This window comes from Streptomyces sp. NPDC088766, assembly GCF_044750845.1.
GTDB lineage: Bacteria > Actinomycetota > Actinomycetes > Streptomycetales > Streptomycetaceae > Streptomyces.
This window is the reverse complement of record NZ_JBIVKQ010000009.1, coordinates 56896-83200: the sequence shown is the minus strand read 5'-3', so window position 1 is coordinate 83200 and position 26305 is coordinate 56896. Positions and strand designations below refer to the sequence as shown.

The 26305-nt window shown below is 73.4% G+C and carries 22 protein-coding genes; 17 read left to right on the top strand and 5 right to left on the bottom strand.

Annotation, left to right across the window (positions count from 1 at the left end; genetic code table 11):
* Positions 1-81: 81 nt before the first annotated feature.
* On the bottom strand, positions 82-816 hold the full coding sequence (locus ACIP5W_RS14870; RefSeq protein ID WP_401472157.1) for a FadR/GntR family transcriptional regulator: 735 nt from the start codon (positions 814-816) through the stop codon (positions 82-84).
* Positions 817-979: 163 nt separating this feature from the next.
* Here ACIP5W_RS14870 and ACIP5W_RS14865 point away from each other — a divergent pair, with 163 nt between their 5' ends.
* From ACIP5W_RS14865 to ACIP5W_RS14855, 3 genes are all read left to right on the top strand, one after another.
* Positions 980-2338: a glutamine synthetase family protein gene (locus ACIP5W_RS14865; RefSeq protein ID WP_401472154.1), complete on the top strand. Its 1359-nt coding sequence runs from the start codon at positions 980-982 to the stop codon at positions 2336-2338.
* A gap of 131 nt (positions 2339-2469) precedes the next feature.
* Positions 2470-3825 (top strand): aldehyde dehydrogenase family protein, encoded by a 1356-nt coding sequence (locus tag ACIP5W_RS14860; protein WP_401472631.1) that lies wholly within the window; start codon positions 2470-2472, stop codon positions 3823-3825.
* Complete coding sequence (locus ACIP5W_RS14855; RefSeq protein WP_401472151.1) at positions 3822-4604, top strand: 3-oxoacyl-ACP reductase; 783 nt, start codon at positions 3822-3824, stop codon at positions 4602-4604. The genes ACIP5W_RS14860 and ACIP5W_RS14855 overlap by 4 nt, the downstream gene beginning before the upstream one ends.
* A gap of 362 nt (positions 4605-4966) precedes the next feature.
* On the opposite strand, the gene ACIP5W_RS14850 is transcribed toward ACIP5W_RS14855, so the two are convergent.
* Complete coding sequence (locus ACIP5W_RS14850; protein WP_401472149.1) at positions 4967-6169, bottom strand: amino acid deaminase/aldolase; 1203 nt, start codon at positions 6167-6169, stop codon at positions 4967-4969.
* Positions 6170-7106: 937 nt separating this feature from the next.
* Between ACIP5W_RS14850 and ACIP5W_RS14845 the strand changes: the two genes are divergently transcribed.
* Both ACIP5W_RS14845 and mycP read left to right on the top strand, forming a co-directional pair.
* Positions 7107-8750 (top strand): hypothetical protein, encoded by a 1644-nt coding sequence (locus tag ACIP5W_RS14845; RefSeq protein WP_401472147.1) that lies wholly within the window; start codon positions 7107-7109, stop codon positions 8748-8750.
* A complete protein-coding gene (mycP, locus tag ACIP5W_RS14840; protein ID WP_401472144.1) occupies positions 8747-9949 on the top strand; it encodes a type VII secretion-associated serine protease mycosin in 1203 nt (400 codons plus the stop codon). Before ACIP5W_RS14845 ends, mycP begins: the two co-directional genes overlap by 4 nt.
* A gap of 51 nt (positions 9950-10000) precedes the next feature.
* Here mycP and ACIP5W_RS14835 read toward each other — a convergent pair whose 3' ends face one another.
* Positions 10001-11032 (bottom strand): serine hydrolase, encoded by a 1032-nt coding sequence (locus ACIP5W_RS14835; RefSeq protein ID WP_401472141.1) that lies wholly within the window; start codon positions 11030-11032, stop codon positions 10001-10003.
* 150 nt (positions 11033-11182) lie between these two features.
* Here ACIP5W_RS14835 and ACIP5W_RS14830 point away from each other — a divergent pair, with 150 nt between their 5' ends.
* Positions 11183-11923 carry an SseB family protein gene (locus ACIP5W_RS14830; RefSeq protein WP_401472138.1) on the top strand — a complete coding sequence of 247 codons (741 nt, stop codon included), beginning with the start codon at positions 11183-11185 and terminating at the stop codon, positions 11921-11923.
* Positions 11924-11929: 6 nt separating this feature from the next.
* Here ACIP5W_RS14830 and ACIP5W_RS14825 read toward each other — a convergent pair whose 3' ends face one another.
* Positions 11930-12307: a DUF1844 domain-containing protein gene (locus ACIP5W_RS14825; RefSeq protein ID WP_401472135.1), complete on the bottom strand. Its 378-nt coding sequence runs from the start codon at positions 12305-12307 to the stop codon at positions 11930-11932.
* Positions 12308-12690: 383 nt separating this feature from the next.
* On the opposite strand from ACIP5W_RS14825, the gene infC reads away from it, so the two are divergent.
* From infC to ACIP5W_RS14775, 10 genes are all read left to right on the top strand, one after another.
* Positions 12691-13392, top strand: a complete 702-nt coding sequence (gene infC, locus ACIP5W_RS14820; protein ID WP_401472132.1) for a translation initiation factor IF-3 — start codon at positions 12691-12693, stop codon at positions 13390-13392.
* A 107-nt stretch (positions 13393-13499) separates the two neighbouring features.
* On the top strand, positions 13500-13694 hold the full coding sequence (gene rpmI, locus ACIP5W_RS14815) for a 50S ribosomal protein L35 (protein WP_007829094.1): 195 nt from the start codon (positions 13500-13502) through the stop codon (positions 13692-13694).
* Positions 13695-13793: 99 nt separating this feature from the next.
* Positions 13794-14177 (top strand): 50S ribosomal protein L20, encoded by a 384-nt coding sequence (gene rplT, locus ACIP5W_RS14810; protein ID WP_020938960.1) that lies wholly within the window; start codon positions 13794-13796, stop codon positions 14175-14177.
* Positions 14178-14479: 302 nt separating this feature from the next.
* On the top strand, positions 14480-15328 hold the full coding sequence (locus ACIP5W_RS14805) for a TrmH family RNA methyltransferase (protein WP_401472129.1): 849 nt from the start codon (positions 14480-14482) through the stop codon (positions 15326-15328).
* Between the two features lie 55 nt (positions 15329-15383).
* Positions 15384-16523, top strand: coding sequence for an ATP-binding protein (locus tag ACIP5W_RS14800; protein ID WP_401472126.1), 1140 nt, complete (start codon positions 15384-15386; stop codon positions 16521-16523).
* Between the two features lie 158 nt (positions 16524-16681).
* The gene (gene pheS / locus ACIP5W_RS14795) at positions 16682-17803 is read left to right on the top strand and encodes a phenylalanine--tRNA ligase subunit alpha (protein ID WP_401472123.1); all 1122 of its coding nucleotides are present in this window, start codon (positions 16682-16684) and stop codon (positions 17801-17803) included.
* Positions 17803-20313 (top strand): phenylalanine--tRNA ligase subunit beta, encoded by a 2511-nt coding sequence (gene pheT / locus ACIP5W_RS14790; RefSeq protein ID WP_401472120.1) that lies wholly within the window; start codon positions 17803-17805, stop codon positions 20311-20313. Before pheS ends, pheT begins: the two co-directional genes overlap by 1 nt.
* A 385-nt stretch (positions 20314-20698) precedes the next feature.
* Positions 20699-21763, top strand: coding sequence for a PP2C family protein-serine/threonine phosphatase (locus ACIP5W_RS14785; protein ID WP_401472117.1), 1065 nt, complete (start codon positions 20699-20701; stop codon positions 21761-21763).
* Between the two features lie 238 nt (positions 21764-22001).
* Positions 22002-23342, top strand: a complete 1341-nt coding sequence (locus ACIP5W_RS14780) for a transcriptional regulator (RefSeq protein WP_401472114.1) — start codon at positions 22002-22004, stop codon at positions 23340-23342.
* A 63-nt stretch (positions 23343-23405) separates the two neighbouring features.
* Positions 23406-23951, top strand: a complete 546-nt coding sequence (locus ACIP5W_RS14775; protein WP_401472111.1) for an NUDIX hydrolase — start codon at positions 23406-23408, stop codon at positions 23949-23951.
* 66 nt (positions 23952-24017) lie between these two features.
* On the opposite strand, the gene ACIP5W_RS14770 is transcribed toward ACIP5W_RS14775, so the two are convergent.
* A complete protein-coding gene (locus tag ACIP5W_RS14770) occupies positions 24018-24878 on the bottom strand; it encodes a 3-hydroxybutyryl-CoA dehydrogenase (RefSeq protein WP_401472108.1) in 861 nt (286 codons plus the stop codon).
* 180 nt (positions 24879-25058) lie between these two features.
* Here ACIP5W_RS14770 and ACIP5W_RS14765 point away from each other — a divergent pair, with 180 nt between their 5' ends.
* Positions 25059-26303, top strand: coding sequence for a glycoside hydrolase family 10 protein (locus ACIP5W_RS14765; protein WP_401472105.1), 1245 nt, complete (start codon positions 25059-25061; stop codon positions 26301-26303).
* Positions 26304-26305 lie beyond the last annotated feature (2 nt).

Here is a 26305-nt window from a genome sequence, read left to right as displayed (position 1 = left end):
CTGTGCGGCAGGTACAGGCCCCCGGCCCGGCCGCCCCCGGACCGAATGGACCGGACGCGAACCATTGAACACGCCCGCGGGTCAGGCGAGGAAGCCCCGCAGCAGCGCGGCCGTCCCGGCGCAGTGCTCGCGCATGATCTCCCGCGCCCCGTCCGCGTCGCCCTCCAGCACCGCCCCCACCAGCGCCGTGTGCTGGCGCTGCGAATGCTCCAGGTTGCGCACCAGCAGCGGGATGCAGTCCAGCAGGTCGTTGAGCGTCGCCCGGACCGCCGCGTACTGCGCCGCCAGCGACGGCGAGCCGCACAGGCCGGCGAGGGTGAGGTGCAGCATCGTGTCGCGGCGGCGGTAGTCGGCGAGGGGGGCGTCCTCGGTCCGTGCCAGCGCCGCCCGCAACCGCCCGGCCTGCTCCGCCGTCAGGCCGTGCGCCGCGCACAGGCCCGCCGCGCCGACCTCCAGCACCTCCCGGAACCGGAGCACGTCCTCCATGTCGGCCTCGGTGATCCGCCGCCGCAGCTCGTCCTCGCCGACCGCGTCCGTACGCGGCAGCACGAACGTTCCGCCGTACCTGCCCCGGCGGGACTCCACGAGTCCCTGGTCCTGGAGCACCCTGAGCACCTCGCGCAGCGTCACCCGGCTGATCCCGAGCCGTTCCGCCAGGTCCCGTTCGGCCGGCAGCCGCTCCCCGCCCGGCACCAGGCCCAGCCGTACCACCTGGAGGATCTGCTGCAGGGCCTCCTCGAAACCGTTCCCGGCCCGCACCGGCCGAAGCACCGGCGTCAGCCGGTCCGCCGGTCCTTCCTCGGCATCCGCCGGCATCCGGTCGCGCCCCCTTCCCAAGTAAAGGTTCCCCGCAATACCTTATGGCTCCCGGTCGTCCGACACAGCCCCGGTGGCTGTAGCAGCAGCCCCGCAGTCCCGCAGCCCCAGCAGCGCCCCAGCAGCAGTCGCAACAGCCGAGGAAGCCTGAGGAGGCCCTCCCGTGGCAGACCGCACACCCCCGCTCGGCGTCGAGGAACTGCACGCCCTCGTCGCCGGCGGCGAGATCGACACCGTCGTCCTCGCCTTCCCCGACATGCAGGGGCGTCTCCAGGGCAAGCGTTTCGCCGCCCGCTTCTTCCTCGACGAGGTCCTCGAACACGGCACCGAGGGCTGCAACTACCTCCTCGCCGTCGACACCGAGATGAACACGGTCGGCGGTTACGAGATGTCCTCCTGGGAGCGGGGCTACGGCGACTTCGCCATGCGCCCCGACCCGAGCACCCTGCGCCGCCTGCCCTGGCACCCCGGTACGGCGATGCTCCTCGCCGACCTCGCCTGGGAGGACGGCTCACCCGTGGTCGCCGCCCCCCGGCAGATCCTGCGCCGCCAGCTGGAACGCCTCGCCGACCTGGGCTACACCGCCCAGGTCGGCACCGAGCTGGAGTTCATCGTCTTCAAGGACACCTACGAGCAGGCCTGGGACGCCCGTTACCGGGGACTCACCCCGGCCAACCAGTACAACGTCGACTACTCGATCCTCGGCACCGGCCGCGTCGAGCCCCTGCTGCGCCGCCTGCGCAACGACATGGCCGGCGCCGGTCTCACCGTCGAGTCCGCCAAGGGCGAGTGCAACCCCGGCCAGCACGAGATCGCCTTCCGCTACGACGAGGCCCTGGTCACCTGCGACCAGCACGCCGTCTACAAGACCGGTGCCAAGGAGATCGCCTCCCAGGAGGGCGTCTCCCTCACCTTCATGGCCAAGTACGACGAGCGCGAGGGCAACTCCTGCCACATCCACCTCTCCCTCGCGGACGCCGACGGCACCAACGCGATGGCCGGGCCGGACGGGATGTCCGAGACCATGCGGTACTTCCTCGCCGGACAGCTCGCCGCGCTGCGCGACTTCTCCCTCCTCTACGCCCCGCACATCAACTCCTACAAGCGGTTCCAGCCGGGTTCCTTCGCCCCGACCGCCGTCGCCTGGGGACGCGACAACCGCACCTGCGCCCTGCGCGTCGTCGGCCACGGCCGCTCCCTCCGCTTCGAGAACCGGCTGCCCGGCGGCGACGTCAACCCGCACCTCGCGGTCGCCGGACTGGTGGCCGCCGGACTGCACGGCATCGAGCGGAAGCTGGAACTGCCCGAGCCCTGCGCCGGCAACGCCTACACCGCCGGCCACGCGCGCGTCCCCACCACCCTGCGCGAGGCCGCCGACCTCTGGGAGAACAGCGCCATCGCCCGGGCCGCCTTCGGCGACGAGGTCGTTGCGCACTACCGCAACATGGCACGCGTCGAGGTGGAGGCCTTCGACGCGGCGGTCACCGACTGGGAACTGCGCCGCTCCTTCGAACGCATGTGAGGCCCTTCTTGCCCGACCAGCCCACCTCCGACCGGTCCACCTCCGACCGGTCCACCTCCGACCGGTCCACCTCCGACCGGTCCACCTCCGACCGGCTCTCGTCCGGCGACCTCTGCGCGGACCGGCTCCGGGTGATCGATCCGGCCACCGAGGAGGTCGTCGCCACCGTCCCCGCCGCCACCGAGGCCGACGTCCACGCGGCCGTCGTGCGCGGCACCCGGGCCCAGTCCCGCTGGGCCGCCCTCGCGCCCGGCGACCGCGCCCGCCTGCTGCGCCGGTTCGCCGCGCGGGTCGACGAACACCTCGAGGAACTCGCGCAGTCGGAGGTCCGCGAGGCCGGACACACCATCGGCAACGCCCGCTGGGAGGCGGGCAACGTGCGTGATCTGCTCGACTACGCGGCCGGCGGAGTGGAGCGGCTCACGGGACGTCAGATCCCGGTCGCGGGCGGCCTGGACGTCACGATCCTCGAACCGCTGGGCGTCGTCGGCGTCATCGCGCCGTGGAACTTCCCGATGCCGATCGCGGCCTGGGGCGCCGCCCCGGCGCTCGCCGCGGGCAACGCGGTGATCCTCAAGCCCGCCGAGACGACCCCGCTGACCGCCCTGCGGCTGGCCGAACTCGCCCTGGAGGCGGGCCTGCCGGAGGACCTCTTCCAGGTGCTGCCCGGCCGTGGCCCCGTCGCGGGCAACGCCCTGGTCGAGCATCCGGGCGTGGCGAAGATCGTCTTCACCGGGTCGGCGGCCGTGGGCAAACGGGTGTTGGCGAAGGGGGCCGAGCAGCTCAAACGAGTCACCCTGGAACTCGGCGGCAAGAGCCCCAACATCGTCTTCGCCGACGCCGACATCGAGGCCGCCGCCGCGGCGGCTCCCATGGCCTTCCTCGACAACGCCGGACAGGACTGCTGCGCCCGCACCCGCATCCTCGTCCAGCGTTCCGTCCACGACCGCTTCCTGGACCTCCTCGCCCCCGCGATCGAGTCGGTCGTGGTCGGCGACCCGGCCGACGAGACCACGGACATGGGCCCGCTGATCTCCGACGCCCAGCTGAACCGCGTCCGTTCGTACGTGCCGGACCACCTGGCCGGCATCCGCGGCAAGGCCCCCGACGGCCCCGGTTTCTGGTTCCCGCCCACCGTCCTGACCGGCCTCGACCCCCGCGCGCGTGTCGCCGTCGAGGAGGTCTTCGGTCCGGTCGCCGTCGTCCTGCCCTTCGAGGACGAGGCGGAGGCGATCGAACTCGCCAACGCCACCGACTACGGCCTCTCCGGCTCCGTCTGGACCCGCGACGTCGGCCGCGCCCTGCGCGTCTCGCAGGCCGTGCGCGCCGGGAACCTGTCCGTCAACTCCCACTCCAGCGTCCGCTACTGGACCCCGTTCGGCGGCTTCAAGCAGTCCGGTATCGGCCGCGAACTCGGCCCGGACGCCCTGACCGCCTTCACCGAGACCAAGAACGTCTTCATCAGCACGGAGGGCCCCGCACAGTGACCAAAGAGATCAGCTGCCGCCGGCTCGTCGGCCGCACCGCCGTCATCACCGGGGCCGGCAGCGGGATCGGCCTCGCCACCGCGCGCCGCCTCGCCTCCGAGGGGGCCCACGTCGTCTGCGGAGACATCGACGAGACCCGTGGCAAAGCCGCAGCCGAGGAGGTCGGCGGCCTGTTCGTCAAGGTCGACGTCACCGACCCCGACCAGGTGGAGGCGCTGTTCAAGGCGGCGTACGACACCTACGGCAGCGTCGACATCGCCTTCAACAACGCCGGCATCTCACCCCCCGACGACGACTCCATCCTCGACACCGGGCTGGAGGCCTGGAAACGCGTCCAGGAGGTCAACCTCACCTCCGTCTACCTGTGCTGCAAGGCCGCCATCCCCTACATGCGGCGCCAGGGCAAGGGCTCCATCATCAACACGGCGTCCTTCGTGGCCAGGATGGGCGCCGCCACCTCCCAGATCTCGTACACGGCCTCCAAGGGCGGCGTCCTCGCCATGTCCCGCGAACTGGGTGTGCAGTTCGCGCGGGAGGGCATCCGCGTGAACGCCCTCTGCCCCGGGCCGGTCAACACCCCGCTGCTCCAGGAGCTGTTCGCCAAGGACCCCGAGCGGGCGGCCCGCCGTCTCGTCCACATCCCGGCCGGGCGGTTCGCCGAGGCCGACGAGATCGCCGCCGCCGTCGCCTTCCTGGCCAGCGACGACTCCTCCTTCGTCAACGCCTGCGACTTCCTGGTCGACGGCGGCATCTCCGGGGCGTACGTCACCCCGCTGTAGGCCGCGCCTCGCGGTGCCGGGAGGAGCATGACGCCCCCGGCACCGCGACCTGACGGCTCCCCACCGGGAACGCCGGGGGGACGGCACCACCCGGGCCGACCACCGGCGCACCCCGGAGCCTCCGCCGCACCGGCGGCGGAGGGCGCCGGACCGCCGGACCGCTGGCCTCACCGGCTTCACCGGCTTCACCGGGCGCACCGGTCCCGGGCGGTCGCCCTGGTGGCCGTGACGGCCGTCCCGGTCGTCGCGGCCGTGACCGGAGCCGTCGTGCTGCGCGGGAGCGACGGCGCGGCCGCGGGCGGCGGCGGGGTCGGCAGCGGCACCGGACCGACGCGGTGAACCGACGCGGTGAACCGCGCGATCTAGAGGAACGTCCGGCCCTCGCCCCGGTACGTCGGCACGGTAGCCGTCACCCGGTCGCCCTCGATCAGATGCAGGGTGTCGAACCGCTCGCACAGTTCACCGGCCTTGGCGTGCCGGAACCACACCTTGTCGCCGATCAGCAGATCGTCGGCGGGGGAGCCGAGCAGCGGGGTCTGCACCTCGCCGGGCCCCTCCTGCGAGTCGTAGCGCAGCCCCTCCGGCAGGTACGGCACCGGCAGCCGGTCGCCGCCGGCGGCACCGGAGGCGGGGTAGCCGCCACCGAGGACGGTGACGACGCCGACGCCCGGCCGCCGTACGACGGGCTGGGCGAACAGGGCGGCCGGACGGCCGCTGAAGGACGTGTAGTTGTCGAACAGACGCGGCACGTACAGTCCCGAACCCGCCGCGATCTCGGTGACCGCGTCCTCCGCGGCCGTGTGCTGCACACTGCCCGTGCCGCCGCCGTTGACGAACTCCAGGTCGGGCGCGACGGCCCGCACCGCACGCACCACCGCGGCGCGCCGCTCGGCGAGTTCACGGCGGGCGGCGGCCTGCATCAGCCGGATCGCCCGTGACCGGAAGGGCCGGCCGGCCACCGAGTCGCCCACGCCCGCGATGTGCCCCTCGTACGCCATGATCCCCACCAGCCGGAACCCCGGCCGCCGGGCCACCGCCCGCGCCAGGTCGGCGACCCGGTCCGGGGAGTGCAGCGGCGAGCGCAGCGCGCCGACCCGCACCCGGCCGCCCAGCAGCTTCAGCGAGGTGTCCAACTCCAGGCAGACCCGCACCACTTCGCTTCCCTCGCCGCGCGCGGAGTCGATGAGGTCGAGCTGGGCGACGTCGTCGACCATCACGGTGACGGCGGCGGCCGGCTTGGGGTCGCCGGTGAGTTCCGCGAAGCCGGAGCGGTCGGCGGAGGGATAGGCGAGCAGGACGTCGTCGAAGCCCGACCGGGCAAGCCACAGGGATTCGGCCAAGGTGAACGACATGATGCCCGCGAAACCGTCCTTCGCCAGGACGCGTTCCAGCAGGGCCCGGCAGCGGACGGACTTGCTGGCGACCCGGACCGGCTTCCCGCCCGCCCGGCGCACCAGATCGTCCGCGTTGGCGTCGAATGCCTCCAGGTCGACGATGGCGACAGGAGCGTCCAGATGGGCGGTGGCCCGGTCGTACCGGGCCCGGTCGGCGGCGCGCGCAGTCATGAACGCAGCCTGCCAGACCGGATTACCGCAGGGTAGGGGGACGTTCCGGGCAGATGCCCCCGGGGGTGCGCACTGGTTCCCGTTCGTGCAGGAACAAGCCGTAGAGTGACGCGCACGCACGGAGGAGGGCTCCGGCCGGTCACCCGTGCCGGGATGCCGGTCCGCCCGTGCGGGTATGCGTGCCCAGGAAGGACCGCCGGGTCCGCACCGGGGCCGCCGGGCCGAGGAGACCGGCCCGCGCAGGACGACGACGGCGCGGGCACGAGGAAACGGGGGGTGCATGAGCACGGAAGCACGCCGCGCCTCGGTTCCCCCGCGCCCGGCGACGCCCCCGCCCCCGGCGACCCCGCCCCGCCCGCCCCACCCACCGGCGTCCGCGGACCCGGACCCGGGCCAGGCCCCGGACTCCCGTGCCCCCGAACCGCCGCCTACGGGGTTCCCGTCGTTCCGTACGGCCCCGGAGCCGCCGCCCGCGGCCTCACCGGACCCGTCCGCGTCCTCGCGCCGCGTGCCGGAGCAGCCGCTCGCGGCGCCGGGTCTCCCGCACCTGCCGCCCCGGCCCCCGCAGCCGGACCACATGCCCCCGCCCCCCGCGTCGGCCCGCTTCCCGGACGGCCCGCCCCCGAGCGGCAGGAACGACAGGAACGGCAGGAACGACGAAGGCCCCTCCCGGACCGGGGCGCACACGCCGCAGGAAGACCCCCGGTCCGCGGTCACCGACGGCGGCCGTCCCGCGGCCCCGGAGGCCCCGGTCCCGGCGGGACCGGCGAAGCGGCGCATCACGCGCCCGGCCCGCCTGGACGGTTCCCGTCCGGCCGGTTCGGAGGGCGTTGCCCCCGAGGGACCGTCGGGTGCGCGGCGGCAGGAGCCGGGGATCACGCGCCCGGCCCGCCCGGAGGGTCCCCTCCCGGCAGCCGGTCCGGACGGTGCCGGCGGCGTGCCGTCGGACGGTCCTGCCGGATCGGCACCGGCCGGTGCCGATCCGGCATGTCCCGGCGTCCCGCGCCCCGCCCGCCTGGACGGCGCCCGTTCCCCGCACCCGGCCCCCTCCCGTGCCACCGGCCCGGAGGCGTCCCGTCACACCGGCCCGGAGGCGTCCCGTCACACCGGCCCGGAGGCGTCCCGTCACACCGGCCCGGAGGCGTCCCGGCACACCGGCCCGGAGGCCTCCCGCCCGGCGGGCCCGGGCGCCCGCCGCCCCGTACGGCTGGACACCATCCGTCCGGCGGACCCGGACGCCGCGCCCGCGAACGGCTCCCGCCCGACCGCCCCGGAGGCCACCGGCCAGGACCGTTTCGCCGCCCCCCGGGCCGGCGCGCAGGACGGCGCGACCGCCACCGCCGCTCCGGACCGCAACCCCGCCCCGGCCCCCGCCCCCGGCACGGAAGCCGCCCCACCCGCCTTCTCCCGCCGGGAGAGCCACGACGTGCCGGGCGCTCCTGCCCACCCGGCCGCCCCCTCCCGCCCCGGCACCCCCGCCGCCCCCCGTGAGCGCGCCCCCGATCATCCCGGCCCTCCCGCCCCCGGCACCGCCTGGAGCCCCCTCCCGCGTTCCTGGGCGCCCGCGCCCGGGCAGCACCGGGACGGGCTGTCGACCGCCGTTCCCGGGCGGCACCCCGAAGCGGACGCGCCGCCCGTCTGGAGTCCCGCGACGCCTCTGCGCCACCCCGACTTCGACGCCCCGTCCCCGGCCGCCGGGGCCGGACCCGACCCGGCGCTGTCGTGGAGCGCTCCGACGATGCCGGGCGGGGCGCCGGGCGCCACACGGCCCGTGGTGACGTTCGCGGCCCCGGAGGGGTACGGCGACGCCCCGCGCGCGGGGCGCCGGAGGCTGCGCGGTCACACCGTCGCGGCGGCCGCCTGCGTGGTCCTCGGGCTGGGCCTCATCGGCGGTGCCGTCACCGGCAGTTGGCTCGTCGGCGACCCCGCGGACGCGGGGGAGCGGAGCGTCTACGCCACCGCGGGCGGCCTGTGGCACAACGTGCCCGTCGACCGGCTGTTCCCCCCGACCGTGGACGGGCAGGGCGCCGGCCCCGGCGGCGCCGACCGTACCTGGACGCGGATCGCCGTCGCCCCGGACAGCGGCTGCGCCGGCGCCCTCGACCCGCTGCTCGGGAAGGCCCTCGCCCCGGTCGGCTGCACCCGCCTGCTGCGCGCGACCTACACCGACGCCACCCGCAGCTTCCTCACCACCGTGGGCCTGCTGTTCACCAAGGCCGACGCGGCCGGCATGCGTGCCCTCGACGCCAGGTTCGACAAGGAGGGCCTGGCCGGCCGCACCGACCTGATGCCCCGCCCGTACGCCGCGAAGGGCACGCTCGCCGCCGCCTTCGGCGACGCGCAGCGCGCCTCGTGGACGGTGTCCGTCCTCACCGACGCGCCCGTCGTCGTCTACGCCGTCTCCGGCTGGGCGGACGGCCGTACGGTCGCCGCCGCCCAGTCCGCCGTCGAGGCCACCGCCTCCGGTGCCACCACCGCCGTGGCCCAGGCGGGCCTGGGCCACGAGGCGAAGGGCCTCGCCGACCGCATCGAGCGCGGCCTGCGCAAGACCGCCGTACCGTCCTCGGAGCCGCCGTCATGAGCGGGCGCGGTGTCCGCCGGGCCGGTGCGCTGAGCTGTCTGCTGGCCGCCGCGGTCGCCCTGGTGCCGCCCACCACCGCGTACGCGGACGGCATCCGGGCCAAGCAGTGGGCGCTGGAGGCCCTGCACACCGAAGAGGTCTGGCAGACCACCAAGGGCAGGGGCGTCACCGTCGCCGTCCTGGACACCGGCGTCGAGGCCGACCACCCTGACCTCGACGGCAACGTCCTGGCCGGCAGGGACATGGTCGGTTTCGGGGCCGGGCCCGGCGACCGCGCCTGGGCCCGCCACGGCACCGCGATGGCCGGCATCATCGCCGGTCACGGCCATGGCTACGGCAACGGCGAGGGCGTCATGGGCATCGCCCCGGAGGCGAGGATCCTGCCCGTCCGGGTGATCCTGGAGGACGGCGACCCGGCCCGCACCAAAGCCCGCAACACCCGCGGCAACGCCCTCGCCGAAGGCATCCGCTGGGCCGCCGACCAGGGCGCCGACGTCATCAACCTCTCCCTCGGCGACGACTCCGCCTCCGCCCACCCCGAACCCGCCGAGGACGAGGCCGTCCAGTACGCGCTCGAGAAGGGTTCGGTCGTCGTCGCCTCGGCCGGCAACGGCGGCGAGAAGGGCGACCACATCTCCTACCCGGCGGCCTACCCGGGCGTCATCGCCGCGACCGCCGTCGACCGCTACGGCACCCGCGCCTCCTTCTCCACCCGCCGCTGGTACGCCACGGTGAGCGCCCCCGGCGTCGACGTCGTCATCGCCGACCCCGACCACAAGTACTACGAGGGCTGGGGAACCTCCGCCGCGGCGGCCTTCGTCTCCGGCGCGGTCGCCCTCGTCAGGGCCGCCCACCCGGACCTGACCCCGGCCCAGGTCAAGAAGCTGCTGGAGGACACCGCCCGCAACTCCCCCACCGGCGGCCGCGACGACTCCCGCGGCTTCGGCTTCATCGACCCGGCCGCCGCGATCGAGGCCGCCGCCGGCCTCGAACCCGAGGGCCTGCGGGCGGCGGCGTACGACGACGAGTACTTCGGCCCCGGCCCGGACGGGAAGAAGACCGATGACGACACCTCTGGCCGGGCCGGTCCGCTCGCGGGCGGCACCGGGGGAGTGCTGCTGGTGGCCGCCGTGATCCTGTGGCGGGGCCGCCGCACCCGCGACCGCGAGGACGGGCAGCAGCACTACGACGTCCTGTAGACGTCCGGACGTCGCTTCCCCCCACCCCGCCCGGCCGCCGGACCGGTCCGCTCAGGCGTCCGCGAACACCGACAGCGCCGCCTTCGCCGCCGCTTCCACCAGCGCGATCCCCTCGGCCCGGGTCCCGTTGCCGTCCGACAGCACGGCCACCAGGTAGTCGTGCCCGCCGGACGTCACCCGCCCGATGCTGTTGACGTCCCACAGCCCCGTCGCCGTACGCGGCAACCAGCCGTTCTTCAGCGCCCACGCGGACCCGTCGGCGACGGCCGAGACCCCCCAGCGCTGGTCCGCCGCGATCTGCCCCATCAGCTCCTGGAGGTACGCCCGCGAGGCGCCGCTCAGCTTCGACGCGGTGCCGAAGACCTGTCGCAGCAGCGTCAGCTGGTCGGCGGCCGTGGTCCGGGTGAGTCCCCACAGCGCGCCCTCACCGCCCCGGGTGCCGGTGAGTCCGAACCGCAGGTTCGCCGCGTCGAGCCCCGCCGCCCCGCCGATGGAGTTCCACAGCGCGGTCGCGGAGTCGTTGTCGCTGTTCTCGATCATCGCGGTCGCGTACGTCCTCTCCCGCGCCGTGAGCTGCCGGCCGGCGTCCTGCGCCTGGAGCAGCAGCGCCGCCAGGATGTCCACCTTGACGATGCTCGCCGTGTCGAAGACACCGGTGCCGTGGACGGCGCTCTGCCCGGACTCCACATCGAGCACGGCCACGGAGACCGCGGCGGCGTCCGGCACGGTCACCGAGGCCATCGCCTCCGCCAGCAGGGCGTCGCGGTCCACCACGGCCCCGGCCCCGGATCCGGACCGGGCCCCGGACTCCGACTCCGACTCCGACTCCGATTCTGATTCCGACTGGAACACTGGCTCCACCGACGCCTCCCCGCCCGCCGACACCGACACCGACACCGACGCCGAGGGCGACGGTGCCGCCGACGATACGGCGCCAGGACCCGGGTGCGCCTGGGCCTTCACGTACACCGTCCCGGCCGCCGAGGCACCGAGCACGGCCGCGCAGACGAGCACGCGGGAGAGGAGGGGACGGCGCCCGGACGGACGGGCGCGGCTGCCGCGGCGTGCTCTGGAGGACTCCATGCCCGTGATGCTGGGGGCGCCGACTGTGCGCCGCGTCAGCCGCGGGTAAGAGGTGTGTCAGGACTGTCTGAGAAACCCGTGAAAGCGGTCACCGCCGTGTTTCCGGCCCCGCACAAGCCCGGCAGTTTCCCCCCGATAGGGTCGGTGACCGTGGCGAACAAGAACATTCCCGACCCCGGTTTCTCCGACGACGACGGCTCCGCCGACCCCGGGCTGAGCGCGGCGCTCGCCGCCTGGGCCGAGGACCGCACCGCCGTGGGACCCGTACTGGAGGCGCTCAAGGGCGCCCGGCTGCTCGTCCCCGTCGTCGCCGTGCTCGGGGAGCTGGAGGAGGACAGTGAGGAGGGCGGCGGACTGCGCCGGGAGAAGACCAGCGACATGGCCGTACCGACCCTGAGGGCGGGGGACCGCACGGCGCTGCCGGCCTTCACCTCCACCGCGTCCCTCGCCCGCTGGGACCCGCAGGCCCGCCCCGTGGCCGTACCCCTGCACCAGGCCCTCCGGGCGGCCGCGCACGAGAAGGCCGACACGGTCGTCCTCGACATGGCCGGACCGGTCGCCTTCGAACTGGCGGGGCCCGCCCTGCTGGCCCTCGCCGAGGGCCGCACCACGACGGACCCGCTGGCCGACCCGGCGGTCGTCGAGGCGGTACGGGCCGCGGTGGCCGCCGAACCGGCCGTCCTGCGCGCCCACCTGGTGCCCGGCCCCTCCGACGGCACCCTCGCCCTCGTCCTGGCCCCGGACGCCGCTCCCGCCGAGGCCGCACAGGCCGTGGCGGAGCGCATCGCCGCCGACGAAACACTGAGGGCCCGCCTGGTGCGCGGCCTCGACCTGGCACTCCTGCCGGCCGGGACCACCCCTCCGGGCGAGCCCTTCTACCTGCGCGACTGACGGGCCTCAGCCGTAGACCGGCCCGGTGTACTTCTCGCCCGGGCCCCGGCCCGGCTCGTCCGGGACGATCGAGGCCTCGCGGAAGGCGAGCTGGAGCGACTTCAGGCCGTCGCGCAGCGGTGCCGCGTGGAAGGAGCTGATCTCCGTCGTGCTCGCGTCCAGCAGGCCGGCCAGGGCGGTGATCAGCTTGCGGGCCTCGTCCAGGTCCTTGTACTTGTCGCCCTCTTCGGTCAGGCCGAGCTTCACGGCGGACGCGCTCATCAGGTTGACGGCGACCGTCACGATCACCTCGACCGCCGGGACCTCGGCGATGTCGCGGGTCATCTCGTCGAAACCGGCGGTGCCGGAGGGCTCGGGGCTGTCCGAGGGGGAGGTCTCACTCATGCCCCACACGATAGGGCCCGCCGCACGCCCCCTTGACAGCAGGAGGCGGGAGGCACCCGATTCGCGCACGCGTGAGCGAGCTGCTAATCTCGTGTAACGACCGGTCGGACACGCGTGCCCCACAGCAGGCGGATCCGGCCCACAAGTGGAGGCTCCGAACTCCCACCCGACCACCCTCCGGGGCGGCGGGTCACCCCGGTCAGGCGGCCACCATCGTTCCGTACGGACGATGGAGTCGCCCGGTAGTGCGCCCCGCGGTCCTCGCGGCGGTGCTCCGGTAGTGCTTGGAGCCCCGCGTGTGATCGTTCGGGGCATTTTTTGTGCTTCGGCGTGGTTATCAACCAATCGAACACAGACGTTACGCGGCCGTTCGCCAGACTGCCGTGTGGTGCTACCGAGGAGGATCCATCAGCGCCGAGCCCCGCATCAACGACCGGATTCGCGTTCCCGAGGTGCGACTTGTCGGTCCCAGTGGCGAGCAGGTGGGCATCGTCCCCCTGGCCAAGGCACTGGAGCTTGCGCAGGAGTACGACCTGGACCTGGTCGAGGTCGCGGCGAACGCCCGCCCGCCGGTCTGCAAGCTCATGGACTACGGGAAGTTCAAGTACGAGTCGGCCATGAAGGCCCGTGAGGCGCGCAAGAACCAGGCGCACACGGTCATCAAGGAGATGAAGCTCCGGCCGAAGATCGACCCGCACGACTATGACACCAAGAAGGGTCACGTCGTCCGGTTCCTCAAGCAGGGCGACAAGGTCAAGATCACGATCATGTTCCGTGGTCGCGAGCAGTCCCGGCCCGAGCTGGGCTACCGACTGCTGCAGCGCCTGGCGGAGGACGTCCAGGACCTCGGGTTCATCGAGTCGAACCCGAAGCAGGACGGCCGCAACATGATCATGGTTCTCGGTCCGCACAAGAAGAAGACCGAGGCGATGGCCGAGGCACGTCAGGCCCAGGAGGCCCGCAAGGCCGAGGCGAAGGCCAACCCGGGCCGCTCGCAGAACGCCGCGGATTCCGACGCCGTGAACGCCGAGGAGTCCGGGGACTCCGTGCGGCCCGAGTCCGCCGAGGCTTCCGCCGAGGCGTGACCCCCGGGACGTCAGTCCCAGGACGTAACCGATACAAGCGACGCTCCACCCGTGCCCGGTTTCACGACCGGGCACCGGAGCGCCACCGACGAGGAGAGAACGGCGCTATGCCGAAGAACAAGTCGCACAGCGGTGCCAGCAAGCGCTTCAAGGTCACCGGCTCCGGCAAGGTGCTCCGTGAGCGCGCCGGCAAGCGCCACCTGCTCGAGCACAAGTCGTCGCGCCTGACGCGTCGCCTCACCGGCAACGCCGAGATGGCCCCGGGCGACGCCAAGAAGATCAAGAAGCTTCTCGGCAAGTGACGTACGGGCGCCCTGCCGCCGTACGTACGTCTGAACCGGGACCCAATCGTTTCCGGGCCGTGTGAGTCCAACCGCGGCCCCGCTACAAGGAGTTAAAAAGTGGCACGCGTCAAGCGGGCAGTCAACGCCCACAAGAAGCGCCGGGCGATCCTCGAGGCGGCCTCCGGCTACCGCGGTCAGCGTTCGCGCCTGTACCGCAAGGCCAAGGAGCAGGTCACCCACTCGCTGGTCTACAACTACAACGACCGCAAGAAGCGCAAGGGCGACTTCCGTCAGCTGTGGATCCAGCGCATCAACGCCGCTGCCCGCGCGAACGGCATCACCTACAACCGCTTCATCCAGGGTCTGAAGGCCGCGAACGTCGAGGTCGACCGCAAGATCCTGGCCGAGCTGGCCGTGAACGACGCGAACGCGTTCGCCGCGCTCGTCGAGGTCGCCCAGAAGGCGCTGCCGTCGGACGTGAACGCGCCGAAGGCTGCGTGACGCCGCGCCGGCTCAGCCGGAAGTGAGCATGACTCGGACCCGCAGGCCACCCGCCTGCGGGTCCGAGTGCGTCCGCCCCCGCCGCCCCTTGCCGTCCCGACACCGGGGGCTGCCGCCCCCGGCCCCCGCTTCGGCCTGAACGGCCTCGTCCTCGAACGCAGCACGGGCCGGAAACCGGCCCCTCCGGCGTTCGAGGAGCGGGGTACGGGGCGGAGCCCCGGGCCGGGACGGGACGGGGCGGCGGGGGCGAGAACGCCGAGCCCCGCCCCGACCCACCGCCGACCCACCGAAGGTGAACCCCGATGCCCCCCGCCACCCCCGACCTCATCTCCCCCCGCTCCGCCCGCGTCCTTGCCGCCAGGCGCCTCGCGCGGCGGAACTTCCGGGGGAAGGAGCGGCTGTTCCTCGCGGAGGGCCCGCAGGCCGTACGGGAGGCGGCCGCGCACCCGGACACCCTCGTGGAACTGTTCGCCACCCCCGAGGCCGCGGAGCGCCACGCCGGCATCGTCGGCGAGGCCCGGGAAGCCGGCGCCCGCGTCCACCTCGCCGACGAGCGGGTCATCGAGGACATCTCCACCACCGTCACCCCGCAGGGCCTCGTCGGCGTGTGCCGCTTCGTCGACACCCCCTTCGACGACGTCCTCGCCACCCGCCCCAGGCTCGTCGCCGTTCTCGCGCACGTCCGCGACCCCGGCAACGCCGGCACCGTCCTGCGCTGCGCCGACGCGGCCGGCGCCGACGCCGTCGTCCTCACCGACGCCTCCGTCGACCTGTACAACCCCAAGGCCGTACGGGCCTCGGTCGGATCGCTGTTCCACCTGCCGGTCGCCGTCGGCGTCCCCGTCGAGCGGGCCGTCGCCGGGCTCAAGGACGCCGGGGTGCGCATCCTCGCCGCCGACGGCGCAGGCCAGGACGACCTCGACGACGAACTGGACAAGGGCACCATGGGCGGGCCCACCGCGTGGGTCTTCGGCAACGAGGCCTGGGGGCTGCCCGAGGAGACCCGGGCCCTCGCCGACGCCGTCGTCCGCGTCCCGATCCACGGGAAGGCCGAGAGTCTGAACCTCGCCACCGCCGCAGCCGTATGTCTCTACGCGTCGGCCCGTGCACAGCGCGCCTCCGGAGGGTGCCGCTCCGTCACCGACAGCTAGTAGGGTGACCAGCTCGGGGGGCCTCTTCCGGGAGGACGGGAGGTGAGGTACGGGGATGAGTGTCGGCACGAGCAGCGCACCGGGAGCCGGTGGACCGGAGCGCCCGCCCGCGGCCCGACCGGCCGGTGACCTCGCCGGACTCGGCATCGACCCCGACGACCTGCCCGACGGGCTGGTCGTCGCCGACGAGCACGGGTACGTCGTCTGCTTCAACACCGCCGCCGAGCGCATCACCGCCGTTCCCGCCGCCGAAGCCCTCGGGCAGCGGCTCGACAAGGCCCTGCCGCTGGAGGACCTCGAGGGCCGGCGCTGGTGGCAGCTGACCGACCCGTACAGCGGGCTCGCCATCCGGGTGGGCCAGCCCGAGCGCAACCTGCTGCTGCCCGGCGGGCGTGAGGTCCTCGTCTGCGCCCGGTACGTCCGCGGCGAGCCCACCGGCCCCGTCCGCCGTGTCGTCGTCTCCCTCCGCGACACCGAGGCCCGCCGCCGCACCGAGCGCAGCCACGCCGAGCTGATCGCCACCGTCGCCCACGAGCTGCGCTCCCCCCTCACCTCCGTGAAGGGGTTCACCGCCACGCTCCTCGCCAAGTGGACGCGGTTCACCGACGACCAGAAACGCCTGATGCTGGAGACGGTCGACGCCGACGCCGACCGCGTCACCCGGCTCATCGCCGAGCTCCTCGACATCTCCCGGATCGACTCGGGGAGGCTGGAGGTACGCCGGCAGCCCGTCGACATGGGCGCCGCCGTCGGCCGCCACATCCAGGCCTACGTCGCCGCCGGGCAGCCCGCCGACCGGTTCCTGCTGCGCATCCAACAGCCGCTGCCCGCCCTGTGGGCCGACCCCGACAAGGTCGACCAGGTGCTCAGCAACCTCATCGAAAATGCGGTGCGGCACGGCGAGGGAACCGTCACCATTGACGTCATGCCCGGCCCGTCCCCCCGCGAGGGGGAGGACACCGGCACGTCGGTCATCGTGAGCGACGAGGGCACCGGCATCCCGGAGGAGTCCATGAACCGCGTCTTCACCCGCTTCTGGCGGGGCAGCAAGCGCGGCGGCACGGGCCTCGGGCTGTACATCGTCAAGGGCATCGTCGAGGCCCACGGCGGCGTCATCACGGTCGGCCGCGCCCACGGCGGCGGCGCCGAGTTCCGATTTACGCTGCCCGTGGCGGCCCCGGCCTATCTGGCCTAGCCACCGCGGGCGCATCCGCACGTCCTCGCCCCGTTAGACTCGGCCTTTGGCACCTTCGTGTCCCATGGACGGCCCTCCGAGCGAGTCGGTGACGGGGACATTCAGCCTGGGGGCACCTCCCAGCGGTAGCTGGGGGACAATCGGAAGCACGGGAAGAGATGTCGGCACCGAATAAGTCGTACGACCCTGTAGAGGTCGAGGCCTTGAAACCGGAAGAGATCGAGCGCATGCGGGACGAGGCGCTCGCCGCCTTCGCCGCCGCGGACTCCCTCGACGCACTCCAGGAGGCCAAGGTCGCCCACACCGGCGGCGCCTCCCCGCTGGCCCTCGCCAACCGCGAGATCGGCGCACTGCCCCCGCACGCGAAGGCCGCCGCCGGCAAGCTCGTCGGCCAGGCCCGCGGCGCGGTGAACAAGGGCCTCGCCGCCCGGCAGAGCGAGCTGGAGGCCGAGCGCGACGCGCGCGTCCTGGTCGAGGAGGCGGTGGATGTCACGCTGCCCCACGACCGGGTCCCGGCCGGCGCCCGCCACCCGCTCACCACGCTCTCCGAGCGCATCGAGGACGTCTTCGTGGCCATGGGCTACGAGGTCGCCGAGGGCCCGCAGGTCGAGGCCGAGTGGTTCAACTTCGACGCCCTGAACATCGGCCCGGACCACCCGGCCCGCGGCGAGGCGGACACGTTCTTCGTGCAGGGACCGCAAGGCGGCAGCGAGTCCGGTGTGGTGCTGCGCACCCACACCTCGCCCGTGCAGATCCGCTCGCTGCTGAGCCGTGAGCTGCCGGTGTACGTGATCTGTCCCGGCCGCGTGTACCGCACCGACGAGCTGGACGCCACGCACACGCCCGTCTTCCACCAGGTCGAACTGCTCGCCGTGGACGAGGGCCTGACCATGGCCGACCTCAAGGGCACCCTGGACCACATGGTCCAGGCGCTGTTCGGCGAGGGCATGAAGACCCGGCTGCGCCCGAACTTCTTCCCCTTCACCGAGCCGTCCGCCGAGATGGACATGGTCTGCTACGTCTGCCGGGGCGAGTCCGTGGGCAACCCCGACCGGCCCTGCCGCACCTGCTCCAGCGAGGGCTGGATCGAACTGGGCGGCTGCGGCATGGTCAACCCCAAGGTGCTGACCGCCTGCGGCGTCGACCCGGAGAAGTACAGCGGCTTCGCCTTCGGGTTCGGCATCGAGCGGATGCTGATGTTCCGCCACAACGTCGAAGACATGCGAGACATGGTCGAGGGTGACGTCCGGTTCACCCGGCCGTTCGGGATGGAGATCTGATGCGGGTCCCGCTTTCCTGGCTGCGGGAGTACGTCGACCTGCCGGCCACCGAGACCGGCCGCGACGTCCAGGCCAAGCTCATCTCGGCCGGCCTCGAGGTCGAGACAGTCGAACAGCTCGGCCACGACCTCAAGGGCCCCCTCGTCGTCGGCCAGGTGCTGACCATCGAGGAACTGGAGGGCTTCAAGAAGCCCATCCGCTTCTGCACCGTCGACGTCGGACAGGCCAACGGTTCGGGCGAGCCGCAGGAGATCGTCTGCGGCGCCCGCAACTTCGCCGTCGGCGACAAGGTCGTCGTGGTCCTCCCGGGCGCCGTCCTCCCCGGCGGCTTCGCCATCGCCGCGCGCAAGACGTACGGCAAGACCTCCCACGGCATGATCTGCTCCAGCGACGAGCTGGGCATGGGCGACGACGGCACCAAGGGCATCATCGTGCTGCCGCCGGAGACCGAGGTCGGCAAGGACGCCATCGAGCTGCTCGAACTGGTCGACGAGGTCCTGGACATCGCCGTCACCGCCAACCGCGGCGACTGCCTGTCCATCCGCGGCGTCGCCCGCGAGACCGCCATCGCCTACGGCCTGCCGCTGCGCGACCCGGCCCTGCTCGACGTACCCGGACCGAACGCCTTCGGCTACCCCGTCCAGGTCTCCGACCCGGCCGGCTGCGACCGCTTCACCGCCCGCACCGTCACCGGTCTGAGCCCCGAGGCACGCTCCCCGATCTGGCTCCGGCGCCGGCTCCAGAAGGTCGGCATGCGCCCGATCTCGCTCGCCGTCGACGTCACGAACTACGTGATGATGGAGCTGGGCCAGCCCCTGCACGCCTACGACCGCACCCTGGTCCAGGGCACCATCGGCGTCCGCCGCGCGGCCGAGGGCGAGAAACTCGTCACCCTCGACGGCGTCGAGCGCACGCTGCACGCCGAGGACCTGGTCGTCACCGACGAGCGCGGCCCCATCGGCCTCGCCGGTGTCATGGGCGGCGCCAACACGGAGATCGCCGACCACGCCGAATCCGAGGGGACGACCGACGTCGTCATCGAGGCCGCCCACTTCGACGCGGTCGCCGTCGCCCGCACGGCCCGCCGCCACAAGCTGTCCTCCGAGGCGTCCAAGCGCTTCGAGCGCGGTGTCGACCCGCAGGCGTCGTCGGCGGCCGCGCAGCGCACGGTCGACCTGCTGGTGCTGCTCGCCGGCGGTACCGCCGAGGCCGGTGTCACCGAGGTCGTCGCCCCGTCCGCGCCGCACACCGTCACCATGCCCGCCGACCACCCGGACAAGGTCGCGGGTGTCGTCTACGGCCGTGAGACCGTCGTACGCCGGCTGCAGGAGATCGGCTGCGACGTGTACGGGCAGGACGAGCTGATCGTCACCGTGCCGTCCTGGCGCCCCGACCTCGGCGAGGCCAACGACCTCGCCGAGGAGGTCATCCGGCTGGAGGGCTACGAGAACCTGCCCTCCACGCTGCCCAAGCCCCCGTCGGGCCGCGGCCTCACCCACCGCCAGCGGCTGCACCGCCGTGTCGGCCGCGCGCTGGCCGGTGCCGGTTACGTCGAGGCGCCGAACTACCCGTTCGTCGCCGAGCAGGTCTTCGACCAGCTCGGCCTGGACGCCGACGACCCGGCCCGCCGCGTCGTCAGACTGACCAACCCGCTCAACGACGAGGAGCCCGCGCTCCGCACCTCGCTGCTGCCGGGCCTGCTCGCCGCGCTGCGGCGCAACGACGGCCGCGGCTCGCACGACCTGGCCCTCTTCGAGACCGGACTGGTCTTCTTCCCGCGCGACGAACAGCGCGTCGCCGGTCATCTGCCGGTCGACCGCCGGCCGACCGACGAGGAGATCGCGGCGATCGACGCCGTGCTGCCCGACCAGCCGCGCCACCTCGCCGTCGTCCTCGCGGGAGCCCGCGAACAGGCCGGCTGGTGGGGCAGGGGGCGCCCGGCGGACTGGGCCGACGCCGTCGAGGCGGCGCGGACGGTCGCCCGTGAGGCGGGCGCCGAACTCATCGTCCGTAAGGGCCAGTACGGACCGTGGCACCCGGGGCGGTGCGCCGAGCTGGTCGTCGTCGCCGACGGCGCCGAGCGAGTCATCGGCCACGCCGGCGAGCTGCACCCGCGCGTGCTGAAGGCCCTCGGCCTGCCCGCGCGCACCTCGGCCATGGAGCTGGACCTGGACGTCCTGGAGCGGGTCGGCGACGACACGCCCCGGGCGCCGGGCATCTCCACGTTCCCCGTCGCCACGCAGGACGTCGCGCTCGTCGTCGACGTCTACGTCCCGCACGCCGACGTCGAGGCCGCGCTGCGTGAGGGCGCCGGTGAACTCCTCGAGGGGATCCGGCTGTTCGACGTCTACGAGAACGCGGAGCAGCTGGGCGACGGGCGGAAGTCGCTCGCGTACGCCCTGCGCTTCCGCGCGGCGGACCGGACGCTGACGGTCGACGAGGCCTCGGCCGCCCGGGACGCGGCGGTCGCCCTCGCGGGCGAGCGGACGGGCGCGGTGCTGCGCGGCTAGCGTTCCGTGCGGCCAGGCGGGTGCGGGGGCACGGTCCCCCCACCCGCATCTCATCCGTTCGGGTGAGTTCTCCCGGTGACCGTGCCTTCCGGGCCCTGACATCGACAGAATCGGACCGGCCCCTCGGGGCCGGTCTGTCTGCGCTGTACGGGCCTGGGGCGTGTTTCGAAAGCAGCGTCGTCTGCCCGAAGGGCAGGACCGGCGGCGTCCGGTGCGTGCGATCGCAAGGCGGAGGGTCGCCCCGGTACTGGTTGTACCGGGACGATCCCGACAACGCGGCTGGGGGTGCCCCCTCCGGGGAGTGCGTGCCAGGCGTTGCCGGGCTGGGGGCACCCCTCTGGGGGAGGGACTTTCGAAACACGCCCTAGATGGGGGGCCATCCCACATGTTCGGCACCAAGCGGCCGTTGCGCCGGGTTCTCCCGCTGGGGTTGCCCACGGCCTGGGGCGCGACGGCGGTCATCTACAAGCTGACCTGTCCGCTGGCCCAGCAGGACGGGCTCGGCGCCAGGATCGTCACCAGCGCCGTCTTCTTCGTCGTCGGCACCGGGCTCGTCCAGTACGTACGGCGGACCCTGCTGCGCGAGCTGAAGCAGGTCCGCCGGATCGCCGGGGCCGCCCAGAGCGTGCTGCTGCGCCCCCTGCCGCCGCGCGTGGAAGGGCTGAACGTGGCCGCGGCGCAGCTCTCCGCGGACCGCGCCGCCTCCGTCGGCGGCGACCTGTACGAGGTCATCGCCACCGAACACGGGGTGCGGGTCGTCATGGGCGACGTGCGCGGGCACGGGCTTCCCGCGCTCGGGACCGTCGCCGCGCTCCTCGGCAGCTTCCGCGAGGCCGCGCACGACGAACCGGACCTGGACGGTGTCCTGCGCCGGCTGGAGCGGGCCCTCGCCCGGCACCTGCAAGAGCGCCACCGCGAGGAGCGTCCGGCGAACGGCCGTACGACGGACCCCCCGGTCGCCGAGGAGTTCGTCACCGTCCTGCTGCTGGAGATCGACGCGGACGGCGGCATACGCGCCCTGAACTGCGGACATCCGTGGCCGTATCTGCTCCGCGGGGCCGAGGCGGTGCCGCTGGCCCGCGCCGACCCGCTGCCGCCGCTCGGCCCGTTCCCGCTGCCTGCCGAGCTGCCGGCCACGCACTGCGGCCGGCTCCACGAGGACGAGTCCCTGGTCCTCTACACGGACGGCGCCGAGGACGCGCGGGACACGAGAGGCCGTTTCTTCCCGCTGGCGGAGACCCTGACCAAGGCGGCCCACGACCACCCGGTCTCGTCCGAGCAGATCGTGCGCACGGTCTTCAGCGCACTCCTGCGCCACACGGCGGGCAGACCGGCGGACGACGTCGCGTTGCTCGTCCTGCGCAGCCGGCGTCCGCACCAGCCGGCCGACGGGGCGCAAGGAACCGCACGGCCGGCCACCACGCACCCGCGGTCGACGGCCTCCCCGTGACGACGGCCCACCGCGGACGACGGCCCGCCCCGCGGGGCGGACTGCCGGGCCGCCGCTTGATGAGGGGGAGCCGGCGGCCCGGCCGGCCTCTTTCGAGGCATTTCAGTCAACCGGACCGCGACGCTGCGCGACAGCGCGTGCACGCTGCGGATGTGCGCACTCGGTTCACACCCCGTGTGAACACGCACCCGCTACCGTGAGTGGCGCCGTCGGCACCGAACCACCCGGGGGGCACCTCATGCAGCCCAACACCCTGCTCGACGCGATCCTGGACGAGGCGGGCATCTCGCACGCCGGCCTCGCCGCGCACGTCAACCAGGCCGGCCGCGCCCGCGGGCTCGCGCTGCGCTACGAACACACGGCCGTCGCCCGGTGGCTCAAGGGCCAGCGCCCGCGCGGACAGGTCCCCGACCTGATCTGCGAGGTGCTCGCCCGCCGGCTGCGACGGCCCGTCACCCTCGACGACATCGGCCTCGGCGTGCCCGGCGAGCACGCGACACCGCACGGCACCTCGCTGTCCGGGTTCGTGGAGCGGGCCACCGCCCTGTGGCGCTCCGACGAGCAGCAGCGCCCGCACGTCCTGGGCGCCCCCGCGGTCACCGGCACGCCCGCCGTGATGCCGGTGTGGGAGTGGGAGAACCCGCCCGAGGACGTCGACGTCTCCCGCGGCGGCCGGCACCGGGTCACCGCCGCCGACATCGAGACGCTGCGCGCGGCCCGCGCCCACTACGAGCAGATGTACCGCAAGGCCGGCGGTGTGGCGACCCGCAGTCGCATCGTCGGTTTCCTCAACGCCGAGGCGGCCCCGCTGCTGCGCGGCGGCTACACCGACACCACCGGCCGCCAACTGCACCGCGCGACCGGAGGACTGGTGGCGATCGCCGGCATCTGCGCCTACGACTCCGATGCGCACGGGCTCGCCCAGCGCTACTTCCACCAGGCGCTGCGGCTGGCGAAGGCCAGCGGGGACCGGGGACTCGGGGCGTACGTCATCGCGCTGCTGGTCAACCAGTCGCTGTTCATGCGGGAGTTCCGGCAGGCGGTCGCCTTCGCGGAGGCCGCGCTGCGCACGGTCGGCAAGGACGTCACCCCCGCCCTCGCCTCCGACCTGCACGCGATGCAGGCGAAGGCGTACGCCCACCTCGGCGACGGCACGAGCGCCCTGTCGTGCATCCGGCGGGCCGAGGCCGCCGCCGACCGCATCCGGCGCGGCACCGAACCGGACGAGACCGGCTATGTCCAGCCGGGACTGGTCAACGTCCAGGTGGCGGAGGCCCTGTTGAGCCTCGGCGACGTCACCGCCGCCGCGGAGCACGCCGCGGCCGCCGTCGACACGCCCGCCCACGACCGGGGCCGGGTGCACCGGCTCGCCATGCTCAGCACCGTCGAACTGCGCCAGGGGAACGCCGACAAGGCGGTGGTCACCGCCGTGCTGATGGCGGAGCAGGCGCGGGGCATGGAGTCCCGGCGTCTGCGCGACAGACTCCGGGTGGTGCGCGAACACCTGGTGCGCAGTGGCTGCGCGGGTACGGCGGAGGCGGCCGAACTCATCGACGGTGCACTGCGCGTACCGCTGTAGCGACCGGCGTGCCACCGTCCCTGCTGCGATATTGCCACTTACTCGACGGAAGGTGGCAGAACCGTGCAGTGGACGAAACAAAACGAACGAACTGTGTATGAAAACCGCTGGTTCCGGGTCAACCTCGCGGATGTCGGCCTGCCGGACGGCCGGCACCTCGACCACTTCCTCATACGGCTGCGGCCCGTCGCGGTGGCGACCGTGGTGAACGAGGCCAACGAGGTGCTCCTGCTGTGGCGGCACCGCTTCATCACCGACAGCTGGGGATGGGAACTCGCCGCGGGCGTCGTCGAGGACGGCGAGGACGTCGCCCGCGCGGCCGCCAGGGAACTGGAGGAGGAGACCGGCTGGCGCCCGGGCACCCTGCACCACCTGATGAGCGTGGAACCGGCCAACGGCCTCACCGACGCCCGGCACCACATCTACTGGTCGGACGAGGGCGAGTACGTCGGGCACCCCGTGGACGACTTCGAGTCCGAGCGCCGGGAGTGGGTCCCCCTCAAACTCGTGCCCGACATGGTCGCCCGGGGGGAGGTCCCGGCCGCCAACATGGCGGCCGCCTTACTGCTCCTGCACCACCTCAGGCTCGGGCACGACACCGGGCGCTGACGATCCTCCGGTGCGAACGGGCCCGGCACCGGGCAAGGTGCCGGGCCCGCCTGAGACTCCGAGGGGTCAGCCGTAGGTGTAGAAGCCCGAGCCGGTCTTGCGGCCCAGGCGGCCGGCGTCGACCATGCGCTGGAGCAGCGGGGGAGCGGCGTACAGGGGCTCCTTGTACTCGTCGTACATCGACTGCGCGACCGAGGCCACCGTGTCGAGGCCGATCAGGTCGGACAGCTTCAGCGGGCCCATCGGGTGGGCGCAGCCCAGCTCCATGCCGTTGTCGATGTCCTCGCGGCTGGCGATGCCCGTCTCGAACATCCGGATCGCGGAGAGCAGGTACGGGATCAGCAGCGCGTTCACCACGAAGCCCGAGCGGTCCTGGGCGCGGATGGCGTGCTTGCCGACCGTCTTCTCGGCGAACAGCTGCGCGCGGCTGAGGGTTTCCTCGGAGGTGGTCAGCGCCGGGATCAGCTCGACGAGCTTCTGCACCGGGGCCGGGTTGAAGAAGTGGATGCCGACGACCTGGTCGGGCCGCGAGGTGGCGACCGCCAGCTTCACCAGCGGGATGGAGGAGGTGTTGGAGGCCAGGATGGCGTCCGGGCGGGTCACGACCTGGTCCAGGACCTGGAAGATCTCGGTCTTGACCTGCTCGTTCTCCACGACGGCCTCGATGACCAGGTCGCGGTCGGCGAACTCGCCGAGGTCGGTGGTGAAGCTGAGGCGCGCCTGCGTGGCGTCCCGCTCCTCCTCGCTGATCTTGCCGCGTTCGGCGGCCTTGGCCAGGGAGTTGAAGAGCCGGGTGCGGCCGAACTCCAGGGCCTCGCCGGTGGTCTCGGCGACCTTCACGTCGAGTCCGGCCCGCGCGCAGACCTCGGCGATGCCCGCCCCCATCTGGCCGCAGCCCACCACTCCGACGCGTTCGATGTCGGTCACATCGGTCCCTTTCACTGGCTGACTCCGGTCACTGCGCAGGTCTTCCGGGTCCCGGCGGGCCTGCTCCGATCGTGCACGTTACTAGCAAGTATCGATGATCGATCGTCGGGGTGGGGGCATGCTGGGCGCGGAGACGATCCGTGACCGAGCGGATCCGCGGCGTATGTGGGGATGTGCGCGATGGCGCGACTGACTCGGCGGGCGTTCGCGCTGGCCGCACTGTCGGCGGTCACGACGACGGGCGCGACGGCCCGCCCGGCCGGGGTCCCCTCCCCGCACGCCGGCGGGCACGGCCGGGCGGCGGCGCAGATGCGCGGCATGTGGCTGGCCACCGTCGCCAACCGGGACTGGCCCTCACGCACCGGACTGACCGCGGCCCAGCAGCGTTCCGAACTGCTCGGCTGGCTCGACCTGGCGGTCCGCGACCGCCTCAACACGGTGATTTTCCAGGTCCGGCCCACCGCGGACGCCCTGTGGCCCTCGTCGTACGAGCCGTGGTCGCAGGTGCTCACCGGCACCCAGGGCAAGGCGCCCGGCTGGGACCCGCTGGGCACCGCCGTGGCTGAGGCGCACGCCCGCGGACTCCAGCTGCACGCCTGGTTCAACCCCTACCGGGTCGCCGTCCACGACGACCCGAGCAGGCTCGTCGCCTCCCACCCCGCGCGACGGCACCCCGACTGGGTGGTGCCGTACGCCGGGAAGCTCCACTACAACCCCGGTCTGCCCGAGGTCCGGGCGTTCGTGCAGGACGCGATGCTCGACGCGGTGCGCAGGTACCCGGTCGACGCCGTGCACTTCGACGACTACTTCTATCCCTATCCGGTGGCCGGCCAGACCTTCGACGACGACGCGGCCTACGACGCCCACGGCGGCGCCTTCACCGACCGGGCCGCCTGGCGACGCGACAACATCGACCGGCTGGTGCGCGAGACCGCCGCCCGGATCAAGGCGGTGCGGCCCACCACACAGTTCGGGATCAGCCCCTTCGGGGTGTGGCGCAACGCCTCCACCGACCCGCGCGGCTCGGACACCCGGGCGCTCCAGTCGTACGACGCCGTCCACGCCGACACCCGCAGGTGGGTGCGGGAGGGCTGGATCGACTACGTCGTGCCGCAGCTGTACTGGAACATCGGACTCTCCGCCGCCGACTACGCCGCACTCGTGCCCTGGTGGGCGGAGGTCGCGCGGGGCAGCCGCACCAAGCTCTACCTGGGGGAGGCGCTGTACAAGGCCGGCGATCCGGCGCAACCCGCGGCCTGGCGGGACCCGGCCGAACTGTCCCGGCACCTCACCCTCGCGGCCGGCCACCCCGAGGTCCGCGGCCACGTCTTCTTCGCGGCCGGGGACCTGCGCACGGACCGCGTCGGCGCGATGGCGCGGGTCGTCGCCGACCACTACGCGCAGCCGGCGACGCCCCCGCGCTGACC